The organism is Bacillus sp. hwrm1, assembly GCF_040207805.1.
GTDB lineage: Bacteria > Bacillota > Bacilli > Bacillales > Bacillaceae > Bacillus > Bacillus velezensis.
In genome coordinates this window covers 3,721,619-3,741,247 of record NZ_CP157943.1, presented here as the reverse complement: position 1 = coordinate 3,741,247, position 19,629 = coordinate 3,721,619, and the positions used below count along the sequence as shown (strand labels likewise).

General features: G+C 47.9%; 20 protein-coding genes. 16 read left to right on the top strand and 4 right to left on the bottom strand.

What is annotated here, in order from left to right:
- Positions 1-15: 15 nt before the first annotated feature.
- The 8 genes from ABK447_RS18835 (at position 16) to ABK447_RS18800 (ending at position 7,925) form a co-directional block, all read left to right on the top strand.
- A complete protein-coding gene (locus ABK447_RS18835; protein WP_014416891.1) occupies positions 16-1,134 on the top strand; it encodes a GerAB/ArcD/ProY family transporter in 1,119 nt (372 codons plus the stop codon).
- Between the two features lie 168 nt (positions 1,135-1,302).
- Positions 1,303-2,628, top strand: a complete 1,326-nt coding sequence (locus tag ABK447_RS18830; RefSeq protein ID WP_029326230.1) for an LLM class flavin-dependent oxidoreductase — start codon at positions 1,303-1,305, stop codon at positions 2,626-2,628.
- Positions 2,629-2,641: 13 nt separating this feature from the next.
- A complete protein-coding gene (locus tag ABK447_RS18825; protein WP_003156352.1) occupies positions 2,642-3,133 on the top strand; it encodes a GNAT family N-acetyltransferase in 492 nt (163 codons plus the stop codon).
- Between the two features lie 28 nt (positions 3,134-3,161).
- On the top strand, positions 3,162-3,953 hold the full coding sequence (locus ABK447_RS18820; protein ID WP_012116791.1) for an amino acid ABC transporter substrate-binding protein: 792 nt from the start codon (positions 3,162-3,164) through the stop codon (positions 3,951-3,953).
- A 22-nt stretch (positions 3,954-3,975) separates the two neighbouring features.
- The gene (locus ABK447_RS18815; RefSeq protein ID WP_007410261.1) at positions 3,976-4,650 is read left to right on the top strand and encodes an amino acid ABC transporter permease; all 675 of its coding nucleotides are present in this window, start codon (positions 3,976-3,978) and stop codon (positions 4,648-4,650) included.
- A 13-nt stretch (positions 4,651-4,663) separates the two neighbouring features.
- Positions 4,664-5,413, top strand: a complete 750-nt coding sequence (locus tag ABK447_RS18810; protein ID WP_012116792.1) for an amino acid ABC transporter ATP-binding protein — start codon at positions 4,664-4,666, stop codon at positions 5,411-5,413.
- Positions 5,414-5,430: 17 nt separating this feature from the next.
- Positions 5,431-6,582: a M20 peptidase aminoacylase family protein gene (locus tag ABK447_RS18805; protein WP_007410263.1), complete on the top strand. Its 1,152-nt coding sequence runs from the start codon at positions 5,431-5,433 to the stop codon at positions 6,580-6,582.
- Positions 6,579-7,925, top strand: coding sequence for an MmgE/PrpD family protein (locus ABK447_RS18800; protein WP_100001207.1), 1,347 nt, complete (start codon positions 6,579-6,581; stop codon positions 7,923-7,925). The genes ABK447_RS18805 and ABK447_RS18800 overlap by 4 nt, the downstream gene beginning before the upstream one ends.
- A gap of 103 nt (positions 7,926-8,028) precedes the next feature.
- Here ABK447_RS18800 and ABK447_RS18795 read toward each other — a convergent pair whose 3' ends face one another.
- Positions 8,029-8,712 carry an ABC transporter ATP-binding protein gene (locus ABK447_RS18795; protein WP_349909113.1) on the bottom strand — a complete coding sequence of 228 codons (684 nt, stop codon included), beginning with the start codon at positions 8,710-8,712 and terminating at the stop codon, positions 8,029-8,031.
- A 14-nt stretch (positions 8,713-8,726) separates the two neighbouring features.
- Positions 8,727-10,163 (bottom strand): ABC transporter permease, encoded by a 1,437-nt coding sequence (locus ABK447_RS18790; protein ID WP_349909112.1) that lies wholly within the window; start codon positions 10,161-10,163, stop codon positions 8,727-8,729.
- Positions 10,164-10,375: 212 nt separating this feature from the next.
- Here ABK447_RS18790 and ABK447_RS18785 point away from each other — a divergent pair, with 212 nt between their 5' ends.
- The 4 genes from ABK447_RS18785 (at position 10,376) to ABK447_RS18770 (ending at position 13,883) form a co-directional block, all read left to right on the top strand.
- Positions 10,376-11,059, top strand: coding sequence for a response regulator transcription factor (locus ABK447_RS18785; RefSeq protein ID WP_007410267.1), 684 nt, complete (start codon positions 10,376-10,378; stop codon positions 11,057-11,059).
- Positions 11,046-12,479, top strand: a complete 1,434-nt coding sequence (locus ABK447_RS18780) for a HAMP domain-containing sensor histidine kinase (protein ID WP_162303988.1) — start codon at positions 11,046-11,048, stop codon at positions 12,477-12,479. The genes ABK447_RS18785 and ABK447_RS18780 overlap by 14 nt, the downstream gene beginning before the upstream one ends.
- 152 nt (positions 12,480-12,631) lie before the next feature.
- A complete protein-coding gene (locus tag ABK447_RS18775) occupies positions 12,632-13,780 on the top strand; it encodes a Rap family tetratricopeptide repeat protein (RefSeq protein ID WP_007410270.1) in 1,149 nt (382 codons plus the stop codon).
- Positions 13,764-13,883 (top strand): PhrC/PhrF family phosphatase-inhibitory pheromone, encoded by a 120-nt coding sequence (locus ABK447_RS18770; RefSeq protein ID WP_003156334.1) that lies wholly within the window; start codon positions 13,764-13,766, stop codon positions 13,881-13,883. The genes ABK447_RS18775 and ABK447_RS18770 overlap by 17 nt, the downstream gene beginning before the upstream one ends.
- 148 nt (positions 13,884-14,031) lie before the next feature.
- On the opposite strand, the gene ABK447_RS18765 is transcribed toward ABK447_RS18770, so the two are convergent.
- Both ABK447_RS18765 and ABK447_RS18760 read right to left on the bottom strand, forming a co-directional pair.
- On the bottom strand, positions 14,032-14,142 hold the full coding sequence (locus tag ABK447_RS18765) for a YjcZ family sporulation protein (protein ID WP_369719092.1): 111 nt from the start codon (positions 14,140-14,142) through the stop codon (positions 14,032-14,034).
- 79 nt (positions 14,143-14,221) lie between these two features.
- Positions 14,222-15,586 (bottom strand): aspartate kinase, encoded by a 1,365-nt coding sequence (locus ABK447_RS18760; RefSeq protein ID WP_124934871.1) that lies wholly within the window; start codon positions 15,584-15,586, stop codon positions 14,222-14,224.
- 413 nt (positions 15,587-15,999) lie between these two features.
- On the opposite strand from ABK447_RS18760, the gene ABK447_RS18755 reads away from it, so the two are divergent.
- The 4 genes from ABK447_RS18755 to ABK447_RS18740 are packed head-to-tail and all read left to right on the top strand — an operon-like array spanning position 16,000 to position 19,608.
- Positions 16,000-16,953, top strand: a complete 954-nt coding sequence (locus ABK447_RS18755; RefSeq protein ID WP_059366593.1) for an ABC transporter permease — start codon at positions 16,000-16,002, stop codon at positions 16,951-16,953.
- The gene (locus ABK447_RS18750; protein ID WP_014416905.1) at positions 16,943-17,890 is read left to right on the top strand and encodes an iron chelate uptake ABC transporter family permease subunit; all 948 of its coding nucleotides are present in this window, start codon (positions 16,943-16,945) and stop codon (positions 17,888-17,890) included. Before ABK447_RS18755 ends, ABK447_RS18750 begins: the two co-directional genes overlap by 11 nt.
- On the top strand, positions 17,884-18,642 hold the full coding sequence (locus ABK447_RS18745; protein ID WP_349909111.1) for an ABC transporter ATP-binding protein: 759 nt from the start codon (positions 17,884-17,886) through the stop codon (positions 18,640-18,642). The genes ABK447_RS18750 and ABK447_RS18745 overlap by 7 nt, the downstream gene beginning before the upstream one ends.
- Positions 18,643-18,663: 21 nt before the next feature.
- Positions 18,664-19,608, top strand: a complete 945-nt coding sequence (locus tag ABK447_RS18740) for a siderophore ABC transporter substrate-binding protein (RefSeq protein ID WP_007410275.1) — start codon at positions 18,664-18,666, stop codon at positions 19,606-19,608.
- The last annotated feature ends 21 nt before the right edge of the window (positions 19,609-19,629 follow it).

The window sequence follows — 19,629 nt, the reverse complement described above, 5'->3', positions numbered from 1 at the left end:
AAAGGAGCGAAGCGTATGGAAAATGCGAAAATCGGCACGCGTCAGCTGTTTATTATGATCATTTTGTTTGAATTGGGCAGTTCGTTATTGATCCCGCCGGGCACGATGGCCGGGCGGGATGCGTGGCTGTCCGTGCTTCTCGGGTGTGTTATCGGTCTCGGACTTTTCTACGTTTATCAGGCGCTGTATCAATTTTTTCCTGAGTCTTCTCCGAGAGATTACATGAACGAACTGATCGGCAGACATCTGAGCTGGGCGGTCTCCCTTCTTTATATTCTCTATTTTGCTTATATCGCCGCCCGCGTATTGCGGGATTTCGGCGAAATGCTTGTCACCTTCGCCTACCAGGACACGCCGCTTTTAATTGTGAATGCCATGCTGATGATCGCCGCGATATTTGCGGTCAGAAAGGGAATTGAAGTGATAGCGAGAGCCGGCGAGCTGCTGTTTGGCATTATGTATTTCCTGACAGCCGTCGGGCTGATCCTCATTATCAGCTCAGGCACGATAAACCTCAGATTTCTCCAGCCCGTTTTAGCGGAGGGTGCAGGAACGGTCATTTATTCCGTGTTTAAACAGACGATGTTCATCCCGTTCGGTGAATTAATCGTGTTTGTCATGATTTTCCCTTATTTAAAAGATCGGAAAAAGGTGAAGAAAACCGGATTTCTGGCGATTATCATCAGCGGGCTGTTTTTGGCAATGTCAGTGGCGATTAATATTTGTGTGCTGGACGTCAACTTAATGCTCCGCTCTCAATTTCCGCTGCTGAGCACCATACAGACAATTAAAGTGGAAGAGTTTTTAGACCGGCTGGATGTCTTTTTCATGCTCGTGCTCGTCATCGGCGGTTTTTTCAAAGTCAGCCTTTTTACATATGCGGTTGTCGTGGGCGTGTCCACGCTGTTTAAAGAAAAAAATCCGTCCCAGCTGGCCTTCCCGGTCGGATTGGGGGTGCTGATTCTCTCCATCAGCATCGCAAGCAATTTTTCGGAACATATGAATGAAGGCTTAAACATTGTGCCGATCTATATTCATCTTCCGTTTCAAGTGCTGTTCCCCGTTTTGCTGCTTATCATTGCCGTTATTAAGAAAAAGGTCAAAGGGACCGTCTATACAGTTTCGAAGAAATAACCCGGCCGGTGCGCCGGGTTTTTTAAAAAATCATGATTTTTGTCTTAATGCATTGACAAACTTGCGTGACAATTGTACATTTTGATTTATTCTTATAAATTTACTAGGAAATATAGGTTTAGTGGTGTTAATATGTTCCGAACCGTATTTCAGAATAGAAGGAGATCCATCATGACAAAGAAAAAAGAAATCAAACTCGGTGTGTTTCTCGCGGGCACCGGCCATCATGTCGCTTCTTGGAGACATCCTCAGGCACCGGCGGACGCGAGCATGAATTTGGATTATTTCAAAGAACTGGCGAAAACAGCGGAGCGGGGGAAATTGGACATGCTGTTCTTGGCGGACAGTTTATCAATAGACGGCAAATCACATCCGAATGTGCTGACGCGCTTTGAGCCGTTTACGCTGCTGTCGGCGCTCGCTCAGGTCACATCCCGCATCGGTCTGACGGCGACCGCGTCTACCACATACAGCGAACCGTTCCATATCGCGAGACAATTTGCATCGCTTGACCATCTTTCCAACGGCCGAGCGGGCTGGAATGTCGTTACATCTTCGATTGAATCGACCGCGCTTAATTTCAGCGGCGAAAAGCATCTTGAGCACCATCTCAGATATCAGCGCGCGGAAGAATTCGTTGAAGTCGTCAAAGGATTATGGGATTCGTGGGAGGAAGACGCCTTTATCCGTGACAAAGAATCAGGAGCATTTTTCGATAAAGACAAAATGCATGAATTGAACCATAAAGGAACATATTTCTCCGTGAGAGGGCCGTTAAATGTCGCCCGCACACCTCAAGGGCGCCCGGTCATTATTCAGGCCGGATCATCAGGAGACGGAAAAGCGCTGGCCGCCAAAACGGCGGAGGTCATTTTCACCGCGCAAAATCATTTGGAGTCCGCGCAGGAATTCTATCAATCTATTAAAGAACAAGCGGCTTCTTTCGGCCGTGATCCTGAAAAAATCGCGATCATGCCGGGAATTTTTCCCGTTATCGCCGATACCGAAGAAGAAGCGCAGGCAAAATATGAAGAGCTCCAAGACCTCATCATTCCGTCTGTCGGCCTGAACATTCTGCAAAACTATCTGGGCGGCGTCGACCTTTCCGCCTGCCCGCTTGACGGCCCGCTGCCTGAATTGGATGCGGATGCGTCGAATGCCGTTAAAAGCCGCTTCAAGCTCGTTCAGGAGATGGCCAAACGCGATAACATGACCATCCGCGAGCTGTACAAATATGTGGCGGGTTCAAGAGGCCATCATATCTTTGTCGGAACGCCAGAACAGCTTGCCGATAAGATGGAAGAATGGGTCGGAAAACAAGCTTGTGACGGTTTCAACATCATGCCGCCGCTTTTGCCTGAAGGTCTCACTCTTTTTGTAGACAAAGTGATTCCGATTTTACAAGAACGGGGCGTGTTCAGAAAAGAGTATGAAGGAACGACGCTCAGAGAACATTTCGGACTGGAAAAACCGGCAAACCGATATGCCGACTAAAGGAGGGCTCATCATGTCAAGACAATACCGGCTCGCAACGGAGGCAGACGCTGATGAGCTGCTTTCACTGACACTGCGGGCGTATGAACCGATCCGCAAGCTCGGCATCAACTTTGCCGCTGCCACGGCGGATAAAGAACTCGTTTTGAATAACATACAAAAAAACGCCTGTTACGTTTTGGAGGAAGACGGCCGGATTCTGGCGACGATTTCTCTGCGGATGCCGTGGGGGCCGAATCCCGGGCCGTACGGTGTTCCACATATTTGGTGGTTTGCCGTCGATCCTGAAACCGGAAAAAAAGGGACGGGCTCAGACATGCTGGAGTGGCTGGAGAATACAGTGCTCCGCGACACATTAAAAGCGCCTTTCGTGTCACTGGGCACAGCGGATAAGCATCCGTGGCTGATCGGCATGTACGAGCGGAAAGGCTACGTCCGTGCAGGCGAAAAGGATCTAGGAAAAGGGCACATCACCATCTATTTAAAAAAACAATTGCAGGATTAACATATTAATAGGAAAAGGCGGGATTTTAATGAAGAAGAAAACATGGGCTTTGCTGCTGTCTGCCGCACTTTTGGCGGTCTTATCAGCATGCGGAAACGGAAAAGAAAGCGAAGGCGGCGATAACGTACTGCATGTCGGCGCCACGGGACAAAGCTATCCGTTCGCATATAAAGAAAACGGCAAGCTGACCGGCTTTGACGTGGATGTCATGGAAGCCGTCGCAAAAAAAATCAACATGAAACTGGACTGGAAGCTGCTTGAATTCAGCGGTCTGATGGGAGAGCTCCAGACCGGCAAACTCGACACCATCTCTAACCAGGTCGCTGTCACGGACGAACGCAAGAAAACGTATAACTTCACAGAACCGTATTCGTATGCGGGCACTCAAATCGTCGTCAAAAACGATAACAAAGACATCAAATCAGTCAACGATCTAAAAGGAAAAACAGTGGCGGCCGTTCTGGGCTCAAACCACGCGAAAAACCTTGAGAGTAAGGACCCGGATAAAAAAATCAACATGAAAACATATGAAACACAAGAAGGCACGCTGAAAGACGTGGCTTACGGACGGGTTGACGCTTATGTAAACAGCCGCAGCGTCCTGATCGCCCAGATCAAAAAGACCGGTCTGCCTCTGAAATTAGCAGGAGACCCGATTGTCTATGAAAAAGTCGCTTTCCCGTTTGCGAAAGATGCGGCTCACGATAAAATCCGCAAAAAAGTAAACAAAGCCATTGAAGACCTGCGAAAAGACGGCACGCTGAAAAAGCTGTCTGAAAAGTACTTTAAAGAAGATATCACAACAGAAGCAAAGCATTAAGAAACGGCGGTGAAAATCGAGAATGAACAGCATTGATTGGGGATTTATGTTTTCAGCTTTTCCCGCGTTAATCGAAGCCTTGCCGATCACATTACTAATGGCCGTCGCGGCCATGGTATTTGCCGTGATCGGCGGCCTTATATTAGCGCTTATCACAAAAAATCGTGTTCCTGTGCTTCACCAGCTGTCAAAGGTGTATATTTCATTTTTCCGGGGCGTGCCGACGCTCGTCCAGCTTTTCTTAATTTATTACGGCCTGCCTCAGCTGTTTCCCGGAATGAGCAAGATGACGGCGTTAACCGCGGCGATTATCGGGTTAAGCCTGAAGAATGCCGCCTACTTGGCTGAAATCTTCCGCGCGGCGCTCAACTCAGTCGATGAGGGGCAGCTTGAAGCCTGTCTGTCTGTCGGAATGACAAAATCCCAGGCGTACAGACGAATCATTTTCCCGCAAGCCGTCAGAAACGCGCTTCCCGCGACGGGAAATACGTTTATCGGCCTGTTAAAAGAAACATCGCTCGCCTTTACATTAGGAGTGATGGAAATGTTCGCCCAAGGAAAAATGTATGCATCAGGCAACCTCAAATATTTTGAGACGTATTTAGCCGTCGCGGTCATGTACTGGATTCTTACGATTATTTACAGTGTGCTGCAGGATCTGCTCGAACGGGCGATCAGCAAGCCTTATCGCACATAGGAGGAGGCTCAGGATGATACAAGTCAGACATATTCGAAAAGCATTTAAAGACCTTACCGTACTTGACGGGATCGATCTTGAGATCAAAAGCGGCGAAGTCACGGCCATCATCGGCCCGTCAGGCTCGGGAAAATCAACGCTCCTCCGTTGTTTGAATCTGCTGGAGCGCCCGGATGACGGCATCATTGAAATCGGTGATGCAAAGCTGAATGCAGCGTCCTATTCGCGCAAAGACGTTCATAAGCTTCGCCAGCAGACGGCGATGGTGTTTCAGAATTACAACCTGTTCAAAAACAAAACCGCCCTGCAAAATGTGACAGAGGCGCTGATCACCGCGCAAAAGAAACCGAGAAAAGAAGCGGAACAGATCGGTATGGATCTGCTGCGGCAAGTCGGTTTAGAACACAAAGCGGACAGCTACCCGATTACGATGTCAGGCGGACAGCAGCAGCGGATCGGGATTGCGCGCGCCTTGGCCGTTGATCCTCACGCGATTTTACTGGATGAACCGACTTCGGCCCTTGACCCTGAGCTTGTAGCCGGGGTGCTCCAAGTCATCAAATCAATTGCCGAAAAACAGACAACCATGATCATCGTCACGCATGAGATGGCTTTTGCTCGTGAAGTGGCCGACAAGGTCATATTTATGGCGGACGGACGCATCATCGAACAGGGAACGCCGGAAGAGCTGTTTGACAATCCGCAGAACGAACGGACGAAAAAATTTATTAAGCAAGTGGGAGAGCCCGCCGAACTTGTCTAAGAAGGGAAGAAGAAGAAATGGCAAATGAAACGTATGAATCATTAAACAAACGTTTAATCAATATCCGCCGCGACCTTCATGAACACCCTGAGCTGTCAGGCGAGGAATACGAAACGACGAATAAAATCCGCCGCTGGCTGGAGGAAGAAGGAATTACGGTTCTTGATATGCCGAAACTTCAAACCGGAGTGATCGCTGAAATCAAAGGAGACAAAAGCGGCCCCGTCATCGCCGTCAGAGCGGACATCGACGCATTGCCGATCGAAGAGAAAACAAACCTTCCGTTTGCTTCGCGCAACAGCGGCGTGATGCACGCCTGCGGCCATGATTTCCATACGGCATCTATCCTCGGCACGGCTTTTTTATTAAATGAGAGAAAGCATGAGCTGAAAGGAACGGTGCGGTTTATTTTTCAGCCCGCGGAAGAAATCGCCGCCGGAGCAAGACAGGTCATTGAAGCCGGCGCGCTTGACGGTGTATCGGCGATATTCGGCATGCATAACAAACCTGACCTCCCCGTCGGCACGGTCGGTCTGAAAGAAGGTCCGCTGATGGCGAGTGTCGACCGCTTTGAAATCACTGTTAAAGGAAAAGGCGGCCACGCCGGAATCCCTGATAACAGCATTGATCCGATTCAGGCGGCAGGACAGATCATCGGCGGCCTGCAATCAGTTGTCAGCAGAAATATCAGCTCGCTTTATAATGCCGTCGTCAGCATCACAAGAGTTCAGGGCGGCAGCTCTTGGAATGTCATCCCGGACCATGTTGAAATGGAAGGCACCGTCCGGACGTTTCAAAAGGAAGCGCGTGACGCTGTTCCGAAACATATGAAGCGGGTTGCCGAAGGAATCGCGGCCGGATTCGGGGCAGAGGCTGATTTCCGCTGGTATCCTTACCTTCCGTCAGTGATGAACGACGCCCGTTTCATCCAGGCGGCGGAACAAACGGCTGAAAGCCTCGGGCTTCAGACCGTTCGGGCAGAACAGTCGCCCGGCGGTGAAGACTTTGCATTATATCAAGAAAAAATCCCCGGCTTCTTCGTCTGGATGGGAACAAACGGAACGGAAGAATGGCACCATCCTGCCTTCACACTCGACGAAAAAGCGCTCCCGGCAGCGGCTGAGTTTTTCGCCCGGCTTGCCGTCAACGTATTGGAGCAGACGGAATGAATACGGAAAATCTGACGGCCGGACTTGCTCAGGCCGTCATGTCGTCTGTGCCGGAAACATCCGCTGAAGCGATGAAAGAAGCGCGCAAAGGACTGCTTGATTTTACAGCGGCAGCTGTTGCGGGGAGACGGGATAAAGGAGTTGAAAAGCTGGTAAAACTGGCCGAAGAAGAAGGCGGGGTGCCGATAGCGCCGCTTATCGGCAGAAATCAAAAAACCACGCCGTCCCAATCCGCGCTCATTAACGGATTCATCGCACATGCGCTTGATTTTGACGATGTTCATTCTGATGTAAGAGGACATCCGAGCGCAGTCATCCTTCCGGCTTTGATTGCAGCCGCATCAGCCGGCCGGATAGACAAAAGCCGTTTTCTCGGTGCTTATGTGACGGGAATTGAAGTGATGGCGCGGCTCGGCGAGTCAGCTGGAAGGCATCATTACGAGAAAGGCTGGCACAATACAGGAACGTTAGGTGCCATTGCGGCCGCATGCGCCGTCGGATTCGCGGAGAATCTGAATCAAACCCAATTGCAGAAAGCAATCGGGTTTGCGGCTGCCCGTTCCGGAGGCATGAGAGTGCAATTCGGGACAGAAATGAAGCCGCTCCACGCCGGACTGGCCGCTCAAGCCGGATTGTTCGCCGTGCAGCTTGCCAAGGCCGGTTTCGGCGGCTCAGTTCATGCGCTCGACGGGGAGAAAGGTTTTTTCGGACTGTACGGCGATCTTGAACGGGCAGAAACCCTGCTTGTAAACGGGTGGGGAACACCTTGGCGGATTGTGAGCCCGGGACTTTGGTTTAAGGTTTATCCGTTTTGCTCGGCGGCTCATCATGCGGCGGACGCCATTCTCAAGCTGAAGGCCGAACATGGTCTCACTTTCGGCCAAACGGAACGGATCGACGTGATTTATCCGCCGGGCGGTGACGCTGCATTGACAGAACGGCGTCCGAAAACAGGCGAAGCGGGAAGATTCAGCGTGGAATATGTGATCACCTTAGCTTTGCACGGTAAGGATTTTTCAGTTGAACATTTCACATCCGAGCCGATTCCGGAATCCCTTCAAAAAGGATTTGAGCGGATTCACCGCAGCTGCGATGATCAAATTCAGCCGGCTGACAACGCCGTTCCGAAGGGCCGTTTTACAATTGTACGGGTCACGGCTTCCAGCGGTCATGTTTATGAAACACGTATCGACTGTCCGAAGGGAGCGCCGGGAAACGGTCTTTCTGAAAAAGACATTGAAGACAAACTCCGGCTCGCTTTACCGGGAGAAGAGAAAAAGGCGGAAGAATTGATCAAAGCAGCCGGACAATCAAATATGGACCGTTATTTACAGCTGATATAAATAAAAAGAGCGGGGGGATGCAGCCCTCGCTCTTTTTACGTTCACTTCTATTGAATAGGGGGATATAGGGTGCGCCCCTGTCTGCGCTGGCAGGGGCGCGGTATCAGGAAACGGCCGTGCCGTTTTCTTTAACCGTGAAACTTCCTCTTGATAAGCGGATGTTGATATCCGAAACTTTGGCAATTTGTTCGTCGTGCGTAACCATGATGACGCATTTGCCGTCTTTATGCGCCAGATCCTGAAAGAGCCGGACGATTTCCTTTGACGTATCCTCGTCGAGATTTCCCGTCGGCTCGTCCGCGCAAATCAAATCCGTGTTACAGCAGAAAGCCCGCGCAATTGAAACGCGCTGCTGCTGTCCGCCGCTTAATGTCAGCACCCGCTGACGGGCCTGCTGTTCGGTGATGCCGACTTTTTTCAGCATGCTGAGCGCGAACGCATCTTTGTTGTTCTCCTTAGAGCCGGTGATCTCCATCGCCGTTGTGACATTCTGGAGCGCCGTCATATACGGGATCAGATGATAAGATTGAAAGACGATAGAGACATATTGATTTCTGAATTTGGTTAATCCGATTTTGGAGATGTCTTTTCCGTTATAAAGGATGCTTCCCTCTTTAGGTGTGTCAAGGCCGCCCGCCAGAGACAGAAACGTTGTTTTTCCCCTTCCGGAGGCGCCGACAATTGTATAAAACTTCCCTTTTTCAAAGCTGATCGTTATATCCTGAAACAGCGGCTGTGATTTGTCTTGGTACCAGTAGCCGGTCTGTTGAAAGGTTAATAGGCTCATTATGCTGCCTCCTCTTACTCCTGCTTGGTCAGGATCGTTTTAGGGTGAAGCCGCATGACTGATACAGACGGCAGTAATGTGGCGATGACGGCAATTGCGACGCCGATGCCGCCAAGAATCAGAAGGTCATTCAGCGAGACGTTTACCTGCATTGTACTGATGACATCCGCGCCGGATGAATGCTGACCGAACAAGCCGCCTCCCCGCGGCATTTCTCCGCCGCCCCAGCCGCTTGTTTGCTGCTGTGAATCATCGGCTGAGCTGACCTGCTGGGAAAGAAGCTGATTTCCGAGCTGATTCGCCACAAGGCTGCCCGTGACGGATGCGATCCCGATGGCAATAACGGCGACAACCAGAATTTCCGTTAAGAATTGTCCGATGAGCTTCCAGCGCTTTTCGCCGATCGCCATCAAGACACCCATTTCATACTTGCGTTCCCTGATCGACATCATCACGATCAACCCGAGAATGACCGCGCCCGCGATGGATACAAGGTATACCACGTTTTTAGAAAATGACGCGACATTTTCAATCGGGCCGGCCATTTGCTGATACACCTGATCATTTGTCGTCAGCGCGTAGGTTTTATCATCTATAGATGTTTTTTTCGCAGCCGCAACGAATGAGTCAATATATTTGGCATCATCCATATAATAAACGGCTGAGCTGATTTTGTTTTTGTTATCAGACCCTTTTAACGCCGCCGCGGCGGTGTAAGGCGTATAGATTTTATTGTCAGGATTTAAGAATGAAAAATGCTGTGCCTGATCGTCTCCTGATGATGTTGTTTTATAGATTCCCACAATTTTAAGCTTCGTTTTCACAGAATCATCCGCTGCTGAGGAAACGGTAATGGAGCCGCCGACCTTCAGCTTGTTTTGATCTGCCAGCGTTTCATTAATCACGGCGACTTTTGCGTCCGCATCTGTCTTTGTGATGGCGCGGCCGTCAGTGATTTTTGAGCTCCCGCCTGTGAAATCATCAAGCAATGCCGTAGAGAGCACGCCTTCGATCGAGATATCAGCTGAAATCATCTGTCTTCCGCCGCCTTGAAAACGGCCGGCGCCGGAACTGTTATCGGCTGATTCGCCTGAGCTTTTTATCGCATCAAAGCTTTCTGCATTTGCTGACGCTGTCGTGAGGAAGTTGTAATTTTTAACATGCTGTAAAGATGTAAGCTTCTTGGCATCTGAGACGGAAATCGGCGTTGATTCAAACGTCCTCTTTTCACCGTCTTTTTGCTGCTGCGCCATTTGCTTTTGGCGGTCAGCCTGGAGTGTGACGCTCCCGCCGAGCTGCTGCCTTGCCAGTTCGCTTGATTTCTTTGCTGCTGACTGGATCGTAAGACCGGACAGGACAAAAATGCAAATCACTGAAAACACAACCAGCTGCAAAAATGTTTTTCCCTTTTTTTCCTTCATGCTCCAAAAGGCTCTTTTTATAAAGTTCATGTCTGTTCCTCCGTATGGGTGTCAGATATTGTAAAACCGGCCTTCTTTAGCACCGGCCATCCGATATGTATATAGTAGGAGAAATGTATGAAAAAAATATGAACAAACTATTTCCGGATGATGAAATAAAAACTAACAATTGTGAAACCCGAAAACACCCGGGTAAAATGGTGCTATTATAAGAAAAAGCGTGAAGATAAGCGGAGGAACCAATGAAGATATTAATGATAGAAGACAATATAAGCGTATGCACCATGACGGAAATGTTCTTTTTTAAAGAAGGATTTGAAGCCGAATTTGTCCATGACGGAGTGGAAGGCTATCAGCGTTTCACGGAAGAGGACTGGGATTTGGTCATTCTGGACATTATGCTTCCATCAATGGACGGAGTGACGATCTGCCGGAAAATAAGAGAGACGAGCAGTGTGCCGATTATTATGCTGACCGCAAAGGACACGGAGTCTGATCAGGTGATCGGGTTTGAAATGGGAGCCGACGACTATGTCACCAAGCCGTTCAGCCCGCTGACACTAGTAGCGCGGATTAAAGCGGTGATCAGAAGATACCGGGCGACGGGGCAGGCCGTTAAAAGCGACGACTTGATCGAAACGGCGTGTTTTTCAATCAATAAGAAGACGCGGGAAGTGTTTCTGCACGGAAAACCTGTCGAGAATCTGACGCCGAAGGAATTCGATCTGCTCTTTTATCTCGCACAAAACCCGCGCCAGGTTTTTTCGAGAGAGCAGCTGCTTGAGCAGGTGTGGGGCTATCAATTTTACGGCGATGAACGTACGGTTGATGTTCATATTAAACGGCTGCGCAAAAAACTGTCCAGTGAGGAAAAACCGTTTTTATACACGGTGTGGGGGGTAGGATACAAATTTGATGAGGATTAAATACTTATATCAGCTGCTGTTAAGTCATGTCAGCATTTTGATTTTGGCCTTTTTCATCATCATTTCCCTGTTTTCGCACTTTGTGAAAGATTTTGCGTATCAAAATAAAGTGGATGAGCTGTCTTCTTACGCGCAGCAGATCACAAGCGAGCTGAACGGCCGCGATCTTGATCTGCGCCGCCTGTATCCGTATCAGGACATGTTAAAAACGCGCGAGACCAGGTTTATTATTTTCGATGAACATCAGCGGCCTTACTTTTTTCCTGACGATATGCCGCCGCGCGAGAAGCTGAAAAGTAAAGAGTGGCACATGCTGAAGCAAGGGAAAACCGTTCAGATCAGAGCGGAGATGAACCGTTTTAATACAGAAGGTTTAGAAGTATCGCTTGTCGCAAAACCGCTTTTTATCAACGATCAATTTAAAGGCGCGGTGCTGCTCGTGTCTCCCGTCAGAGGGGTCGAGCAGATGATCAGCCAGGTCAACCGCTATATGATTTACGCGATCATCAGCACCCTTATCATCACGATTCTGCTGAGCTGGCTTTTATCTAAATTTCACGTCAAGCGGATTCAGACATTGCGGGATGCGACCGGAAAAGTGGCATCCGGTGATTACGATATTTCGCTCAAGAACAGCGGCGGCGATGAAATCGGCATGCTGGCGTCTGATTTCAACACCATGGCCAAAAATCTGAAGCAATCGAGAGAGCAGATTGACCGCCTTGAAAAACGGAGGCGCCAATTTATCGCCGATGTCTCCCATGAGCTGAGAACGCCTTTGACGACCATTAACGGACTTGTGGAGGGGCTTAACAGCAACACCATCCCGGAAAAAGATAAAGAGAAATGCTTCTCGCTGATCAGCGAAGAAACGAAGCGGATGCTCAGGCTCGTGAAAGAAAACCTGGATTATGAAAAAATCAGATCCCAGCAAATCAAACTGGACAAGCTCAGTCTGCCGCTCATCGAGGTGTTTGAAATTATTAAAGAGCATCTCAATCAGCAGGCGGAGGAAAAACAAAATCAGCTGCGGATTCAAGTGGAGGACGGCGTCAAAGTATTCGCCGATTATGACAGGCTGATCCAGATTCTCGTCAACATCACGAAAAACAGCATACAATTTACGCAAAAGGGAGACATCACACTGCGCGGGTATGAAGGCTATAAAGAAACGGTGATTGAAATCGAAGACACCGGGATCGGCATCTCCAAAGAGGAAATTGAGCATATATGGGAGCGGTTTTATAAGGCGGACGTGTCCCGGACGAATACGGCATACGGCGAATACGGACTCGGCCTTTCCATCGTCAGGCAGCTCGTCGAAATGCACAAGGGTACGATAGATATTGACAGCGAAAAAGGAAAAGGCACGACCTTTACAATCCGCCTTCCGCTGAACACGAAACATGAATCATCTTGAAACCGGCGGTCCCGTCTGGCCGCCGTCTGTTTTATCTCCACTCGGAAAATTGCGCTCTGCCGAAACAAAGTTTGCGTGTTTTTCGGGATGGAAAGAGACGGAAACGTGATAAAATAACTGGTAAACAGGTCTTGGATGGGGAGGGTGAAGGAATGAAGAGCGGGTTAATTCCTTCTTCAGCAGTCGGGCAGAAAATTAACGAGTGGTATCGATACATCAGAACATTCAGCGTGCCGGATGCGGAGATCTTGAAGGCCGAGATCAAACAAGAGCTTGACCATATGGAGCCTGATTCGAACTTAGTGCTTTATTATTCCCTCATGGAATTTCGCCATCAGCTGATGCTGGACTACTTGGAGCCGCTGGAAAAACTGAAGATAGAAGACCAGCCGACCCTGTCGGAAATTCTTGATAACATTGATAACAGCCAGGCCGGCCTCAAAGGGCTTCTCGATTATTACGTCAACTTTTTCAAAGGCATGTTTGAATTTGATAAAAGAGAATTTATCTCAGCGATTACATATTATAAACAAGCTGAGAAAAAACTGGCCTTCGTATCGGACCACGTGGAACGGGCGGAGTTTTATTTTAAAGTGGCCGAAGCTTATTATCATATGAAACAAACGTATTTTTCTTTGATACATATAAAAAATGCTTATGAAATTTACGTAGAGCAGGACACATATAACGTCCGGATCATTCAATGCCATTTTGTATTCGGCGTCAATTTAATGGATGAAAGGCGCTTTGAACAGGCGGCCAAACATTTTCAGCACGCTCTGCAAATGGCCGAAAAAGAACAAAAAGCGCAGCTTGTCGGGAGGGCGCTGTATAACCTCGGACTGTGCTATTACAATCAGGACCGCATCGGCGAAGCGATTCCGTACTTTGAACGGGCGGTCGATACATTTGAATCACAAAGAATCGTCAATTCTCTTCCTCAAGCATATTTTCTAATCACACTCATTTACTTTAAACTCGGAAAAAAAGAAAAAGCATCGGAATATCACAAGCGGGGATATGAATATGCTAAAGAAACAGACGATCCCGTTTACACGGTAAAATTCGAATGGCTGCAGGCTCTGTATCAGGCGAAACCGGATGAGGAAACAATCAGCGCGTGTTTCCGTTACCTGGAAGATAAAAATTTATACGCCGATATAGAGGATTTAGCACTAGAAGCAGCTAAATATTACTATGAACAAAATTGCTTTAAAATTTCTTCTGACTATTTTCTGAAAGTCGAAGAGGCAAGGAAACAAATACAAAGGAGTGAGGGTTTGTATGAAATTGAAATCTAAATGGTTTGTTATTTGTTTAGCAGCCGCCGCGATTTTTACAGTGACAGGTGCAGGCCAGACAGATCAGGCTGAATTCCATGTAGCTGAAAGAGGAATGACGTGAGAAGAAAATAGCCTGAACAAAGGAAAAGACTGCATGGGAATGTTCCCGGCAGTCTTTTTTTGCGCGGCCGGACTCGGACAGCGGCGGAAAACAAAAGAAAACGCCGCAGGTCAAAACCCGCAGCGTCCTCATATAGACGGAGTGATGCTTAGAAGCCGCCAACATAGGCAGTACCTACAATAACCAACAGGATAAATAAAACAACGATCAAAGCGAAAGAGCTGATTCCAGAATATCCTGACATGAGCTTCACCTCCATATTGTCTATACCATACAATATGTAAAAGAAGCTGCTTTGTAAGGGATATTAGTGGACAAGAGAAAAAAGAGGCGGTGTCCTATGAGAGTAAGACTCCGGCGAAAAATTCGTCATACAGTGCCCGCACCGCGTGTTTTTCCTGTTCTTCTTTCACTCCGAACATCATGCTGACTTCCGATGACCCTTGATTGATCATCTCGATGTTGACGCCGGCTTCCGACAGTGCTTTGGATGCCCTGGCGGTTGTGCCGACATTATGGCGCATCGCTTCCCCGACGACCATAATCAGCGCCAGATTGTGCCTGACTGTGACTTCATCTGCTTGAAGTTCCTGCTTCAGGCGGGTGACGAGCCTGTGTTCCAGTTCTGAGTCCATCTGATTGTGCCGAAGGATGATCGTGATGTCGTCAATGCCGGATGGAACGTGTTCATACGTCAATCCTTCTTCCTCCAAAATGTGAAGGGCTTTGCGGCCGAAACCGATTTCCCGGTTCATTAAATATTTGCTTATGTAAATGCTGCAAAAGCCCGTGTCGCTTGCGATGCCGATGACTGGCCCGTTCGTATTGTCACGGCTGCTGACGACGCGTGTTCCTTTCGCATCCGGATTATTCGTATTCTTAATCTGAACGGGGATGCCGGCCCGAAATGCGGGAATCAGCGCTTCATCATGAAAAACGGAAAATCCGGCATAGGAGAGCTCACGCATTTCCCGATACGTCAGTTCGTTAATTTCTTTCGGATGCCGCACGATTGACGGGTTGACGGAATAGACGGCGTCCACATCAGTAAAGTTTTCGTACAGGTCGGCTTTTAAGCCGCTGGCGAGAATGGAGCCGGTAATATCAGAACCGCTCCTGGAAAACGTCACAATCTCATGCTCCTTCGTGTAACCGAAGAATCCCGGAAAAATGATCAAGCCTTCACGGTTTCTCAGACGGTACAAATGATCATAAGACTCAGGGAGCACCTGCGCGCTTCCGGGTTCATTCGTCACAAACAGCCCCGCTTCTTTCGGACTTACGTATTCCGCTTTCACGCCCTGCCGTCGGAAGTAGGCTGCGATCAGCTTCGCGTTGTTGTCCTCGCCGCTCGCCTTCACCGCATCCATATATTGTTTGGGATTGGTTTTACAGCTGTTTAAAAGAGCGAATAGGTTACTGCGGATTCTTTCTATAATAGAGAAATCCAGGTTCAGCTCACGCGCGATGGCGGCGTACCGTTCAATGACCGTTTCGGCAAGCTCGGGCGCTGCACCTTTTTGCAAATAATGCTCCGCACAGCGGATTAACAGATCCGTCACCTTTGTATCGTCCGAGAAGCGTTTTCCCGGTGCCGATACGACGACGGCTTTCCGCGCGGGATCAGCCGTCACGATTTGAAACACTTTCTCAAGCTGTGCTCCTGACGCAAGAGAGCTGCCTCCGAATTTTACAACTTTCATGATTTACATCCCCTAATATTTAAATTTTCTCACAAATTTAATTTTTATTATCTCTCTTTCAAACATGTAAATCAAGGATTTTTTCTACGTGGGGAGAACATTTGTATTTTAGTGGAGGAATTTTGCCGCTGTTTGTCAGATTTGTTTCCCTCAAGCGTGTCATCATGTGCAAAAAATGATAAGCAGCCAAATGTAGGTTATAGAAAATCCTGCAAATTCTTGATAGACTGATTGTAAGACAATTTAGTGTACGGCCCGCGGATGACCGCTTTTGAAAGCAAAACTGTATTGACTGCGCTTGGAAAGATGATAAGATTATAATTGTCGTTGATAATGATAATCATTACGAGTGGGATATATGGGAGTTGTTTGGCAATCAGTCATACCGTTTGTGATGGGTGCAGGGAGGCAGCATGAAGCTACGTTACTTACTTTTGCTACTGGCGGTTTTGGCGTGTACTTCTATATTTATCGGTGTAGAAGATTTGTCGCCGCTGGATATTTTTCATTTAAATAAAGAACAGGCGGGTACATTGTTTGACAGCCGGCTGCCGCGTTTGGTGAGCATTATCATCGCCGGCATGAGCCTGAGCATCTGCGGATTAATCATGCAGCAGATCAGCCGGAATAAATTTGTATCGCCGACGACTGCGGGAACGATGGATTGGGCAAGGCTCGGAATCTTGATTTCATTAATGCTTTTTACGTCAGCGAGTCCGCTTGTGAAAATGTCTATCGCTTTCGTTTTCGCGTTGGCGGGAAATTTCCTTTTCATGAAAATTCTCGAGAGAATCAAGTTCAATGATGCGATTTTTATTCCTCTCGTCGGTTTAATGCTTGGGAACATCGTCAGCTCAATCGCCACGTTTATAGCATATAAATATGACCTGATCCAAAACCTGTCGTCTTGGCTGCAGGGAGATTTCTCACTGGTCGTCAAAGGCCGGTATGAGCTTTTATATCTGAGTATCCCGCTTTTGATCATCGCTTATGTGTATGCGGATAAATTTACGGTGGCGGGAATGGGAGAGAGCTTTTCCGTCAATCTCGGCCTGAAATACAAACGCGTCGTCAATATCGGTCTGATTATCGTGTCGCTCATCGCTTCACTGGTGATCCTGACCGTCGGGATGCTGCCGTTTCTCGGTTTGATCATTCCCAATATGGTGTCGATTTACAAAGGGGACAACCTGAGGAGCAGCCTGCCTCACACCGCTCTGCTGGGCGCTGTTTTTGTGCTGTTTTGCGACATTTTGGGAAGGGTGATCATCTTCCCGTACGAAATTTCCATCGGCCTGATGGTCGGTGTTATCGGCAGCGGCATCTTCCTGTATATGCTGTTAAGGAGAAAAGCATATGAGTCATAATAAAAAAATTACGCTGCTGGCGGCGCTCGCCATGATATGTATCGGATTCTTCCTGTTCTACGGACTGGGCAATTGGGAATACTCCCTGCCGAGACGATGCTTCAAAGTGCTTGCCATGATGCTTACCGGAGGAGCGATCGCGTTTTCAACGGTCATCTTCCAGACGATTACAAATAACCGCATACTGACACCGGGCATTTTAGGCCTCGATTCCCTGTATATGCTCATTCAGACCGTCATCGTGTTCCTGTTCGGTTCAATGAATATCGTCATGATGAACAAAAATCTTAATTTCGTCATCTCCGTCGGGCTGATGGTGCTCTTGTCACTCGTTTTGTATCAGCTCATGTTTAAAGGCGAGGGGCGGAACGTGTTTTTCCTTCTGCTTGTCGGCGTCGTGTTCGGCACGCTGTTCAACAGTCTGTCATCCTTTATGCAGATGCTGATTGATCCGAATGAGTTCCAGGTTGTTCAGGACAAAATGTTTGCCAGCTTTAACAATATCAACACCGATCTTTTATGGTTTGCCGGTGCTGTCTTTCTTCTGACGGGCATTTATGTCTGGCGGTTCACGCGGTTTTTTGATGTGCTGTCGCTCGGCAGGGAGCACGCCGTCAACCTGGGGATTGATTACGATAAGCTTGTGAAACAGATGCTCATTGTCGTCGCCATTCTTGTGTCTGTCTCTACGGCTCTTGTCGGGCCGATTATGTTTTTAGGACTGCTTGTCGTCAATCTGGCGAGAGAGTTTTTAAAAACCTACAGGCACACGTATTTAATCGCGGGTTCTGTCCTGATCAGCATCGTCGCGCTCGTCGGGGGCCAGTTCGTCGTGGAGAAAGTGTTCACGTTTTCCACGACGCTGAGCGTCATCATTAATTTTGCCGGCGGGATTTATTTTATCTATCTGCTGTTAAAGGAGAATAAATCATGGTAGAGGTCAAAAATGTAAGCAAACAATACGGAGGGAAAACCGTCCTTGAGAAAACGTCTCTATCCATTCAAAAGGGCAGGCTCACCTCATTTATCGGTCCGAACGGCGCGGGAAAAAGCACGCTGCTGTCTATCATGAGCCGGCTGATTAAGACGGATTCCGGGGAAATTACGGTCGACGGGCAAGAGATCGGGGCCTGCAAAAGCAACGATCTGGCAAAAAAAATCAGCATCCTGAAGCAGACGAACCAAATCAATATCAGGCTGACGATTAAAGACCTGGTCAGCTTCGGCAGATTTCCGTATTCCCAGGGGAAACTGACGGATGAAGATTGGGTGCATATCAACCAGGCCCTCAGTTATATGAAGCTGGATGAATTAAAGGATAAATACCTCGATCAGCTCAGCGGAGGCCAGTGCCAGAGGGCGTTTATCGCGATGATCATCGCTCAGGATACGGACTATATTTTTCTCGATGAGCCGCTGAACAATTTAGATATGAAGCATTCCGTTGAAATGATGAAGCTGTTGAAGCGGCTTGTGGAAGACTTCGGAAAAACGGTCGTCGTAGTGATTCACGATATCAACTTCGCATCCGTATATTCAGACCATATCGTCGCACTGAAAAACGGCCGGATCGTCAAAGAAGGGCCGGCGGAGAAGATCATTGAAACCTCCGTGCTTGAAGATATTTATGATATGACTATCCCGATTCAAGAGATTGACAGTCAGCGGATCGGTGTGTACTTTTCTTAAAAACCAGATGAGGTGAAAATCATGAAAAAATTCGCATTGCTATTCATTGCGCTCGTTACGATTTTTGTTGTTTCTGCATGCGGAAACGGGGACAAAACATCAGGCAAATCAAAAGAAACAATCACAATCAAAGATGATCTGAACAAAGAAGGAGTCAAAGTGCCGAAGAATCCGAAAAAAGTCGTCGTATTCAACTTCGGAATGCTGGATACGATGGATGAACTCGGTTTACAGGATCATGTGGCGGGACTTCCGAAACAAAACATTCCAAAATACTTATCTTCATATAAAAGTGATAAATACACCAATACAGGCGGTTTAAAAGAACCGGATTTTGAAAAAGTCGCGGATATTGACCCGGATTTAATCATTATCGCTCACAGACAATCTGATTCTTATAAAGAGTTCTCAAAAATCGCGCCGACGATTTACCTTGATGATGACTATACAAACTACGTTGACAGATTCAAGCACAACACCGAAGTGATCGGCAAAATCTTTAACAAAGAAAATGAAGTGAAAGATAAGCTTGCGAAAATTGACAAATCCATTGCGGATCTGAAGAAAAAGACAAGCAGCACGGATAAAAACGGGTTAGTGGTGATGGCGAACGACGGCAAAATCAGCGCGTTCGGATCTAAATCAAGATACGGCTTCATTCATGATGTGTTCGGCGTCAAACCGGCTGACAAAAACATCGAAGCCTCATTGCACGGACAAAGCATTTCTTATGAATATATCGCCAAAACAAACCCTGATTATATGTTTGTCGTTGACCGCGGAACAGCGATCGGCACAAAATCTTCAACAAAACAAGTGGTTGAAAATGATTATGTAAAATCGGTGAAAGCCGTGAAAAACAACCATGTTGTCTACCTTGATTCAGCTACATGGTATTTATCAGGAGGCGGCCTGGAATCCATGGCGCAAATGGTGAAAGAAGTTAAAGACGGAATCGAGAAGTAAAAAAAGAACCCGGTCACATAC

Excerpts from the sequence above, each read along its gene's own strand:
- ABK447_RS18785 (WP_007410267.1), top strand. The coding sequence starts at position 10,376 with ATGAAGATATTAATGATAGAAGACAATATAAGCGTATGCACCATGACG.
- ABK447_RS18800 (WP_100001207.1), top strand. The coding sequence starts at position 6,579 with ATGAATACGGAAAATCTGACGGCCGGACTTGCTCAGGCCGTCATGTCG.
- ABK447_RS18805 (WP_007410263.1), top strand. The coding sequence starts at position 5,431 with ATGGCAAATGAAACGTATGAATCATTAAACAAACGTTTAATCAATATC.
- ABK447_RS18775 (WP_007410270.1), top strand. The coding sequence starts at position 12,632 with ATGAAGAGCGGGTTAATTCCTTCTTCAGCAGTCGGGCAGAAAATTAAC.
- ABK447_RS18815 (WP_007410261.1), top strand. The coding sequence starts at position 3,976 with ATGAACAGCATTGATTGGGGATTTATGTTTTCAGCTTTTCCCGCGTTA.
- ABK447_RS18835 (WP_014416891.1), top strand. The coding sequence starts at position 16 with ATGGAAAATGCGAAAATCGGCACGCGTCAGCTGTTTATTATGATCATT.
- ABK447_RS18760 (WP_124934871.1), bottom strand. The coding sequence starts at position 15,586 with ATGAAAGTTGTAAAATTCGGAGGCAGCTCTCTTGCGTCAGGAGCACAG.
- ABK447_RS18810 (WP_012116792.1), top strand. The coding sequence starts at position 4,664 with ATGATACAAGTCAGACATATTCGAAAAGCATTTAAAGACCTTACCGTA.
- ABK447_RS18765 (WP_369719092.1), bottom strand. The coding sequence starts at position 14,142 with ATGGAGGTGAAGCTCATGTCAGGATATTCTGGAATCAGCTCTTTCGCT.
- ABK447_RS18820 (WP_012116791.1), top strand. The coding sequence starts at position 3,162 with ATGAAGAAGAAAACATGGGCTTTGCTGCTGTCTGCCGCACTTTTGGCG.
- ABK447_RS18790 (WP_349909112.1), bottom strand. The coding sequence starts at position 10,163 with ATGAACTTTATAAAAAGAGCCTTTTGGAGCATGAAGGAAAAAAAGGGA.
- ABK447_RS18745 (WP_349909111.1), top strand. The coding sequence starts at position 17,884 with ATGGTAGAGGTCAAAAATGTAAGCAAACAATACGGAGGGAAAACCGTC.
- ABK447_RS18825 (WP_003156352.1), top strand. The coding sequence starts at position 2,642 with ATGTCAAGACAATACCGGCTCGCAACGGAGGCAGACGCTGATGAGCTG.
- ABK447_RS18770 (WP_003156334.1), top strand. The coding sequence starts at position 13,764 with ATGAAATTGAAATCTAAATGGTTTGTTATTTGTTTAGCAGCCGCCGCG.
- ABK447_RS18740 (WP_007410275.1), top strand. The coding sequence starts at position 18,664 with ATGAAAAAATTCGCATTGCTATTCATTGCGCTCGTTACGATTTTTGTT.
- ABK447_RS18750 (WP_014416905.1), top strand. The coding sequence starts at position 16,943 with ATGAGTCATAATAAAAAAATTACGCTGCTGGCGGCGCTCGCCATGATA.
- ABK447_RS18755 (WP_059366593.1), top strand. The coding sequence starts at position 16,000 with ATGAAGCTACGTTACTTACTTTTGCTACTGGCGGTTTTGGCGTGTACT.
- ABK447_RS18795 (WP_349909113.1), bottom strand. The coding sequence starts at position 8,712 with ATGAGCCTATTAACCTTTCAACAGACCGGCTACTGGTACCAAGACAAA.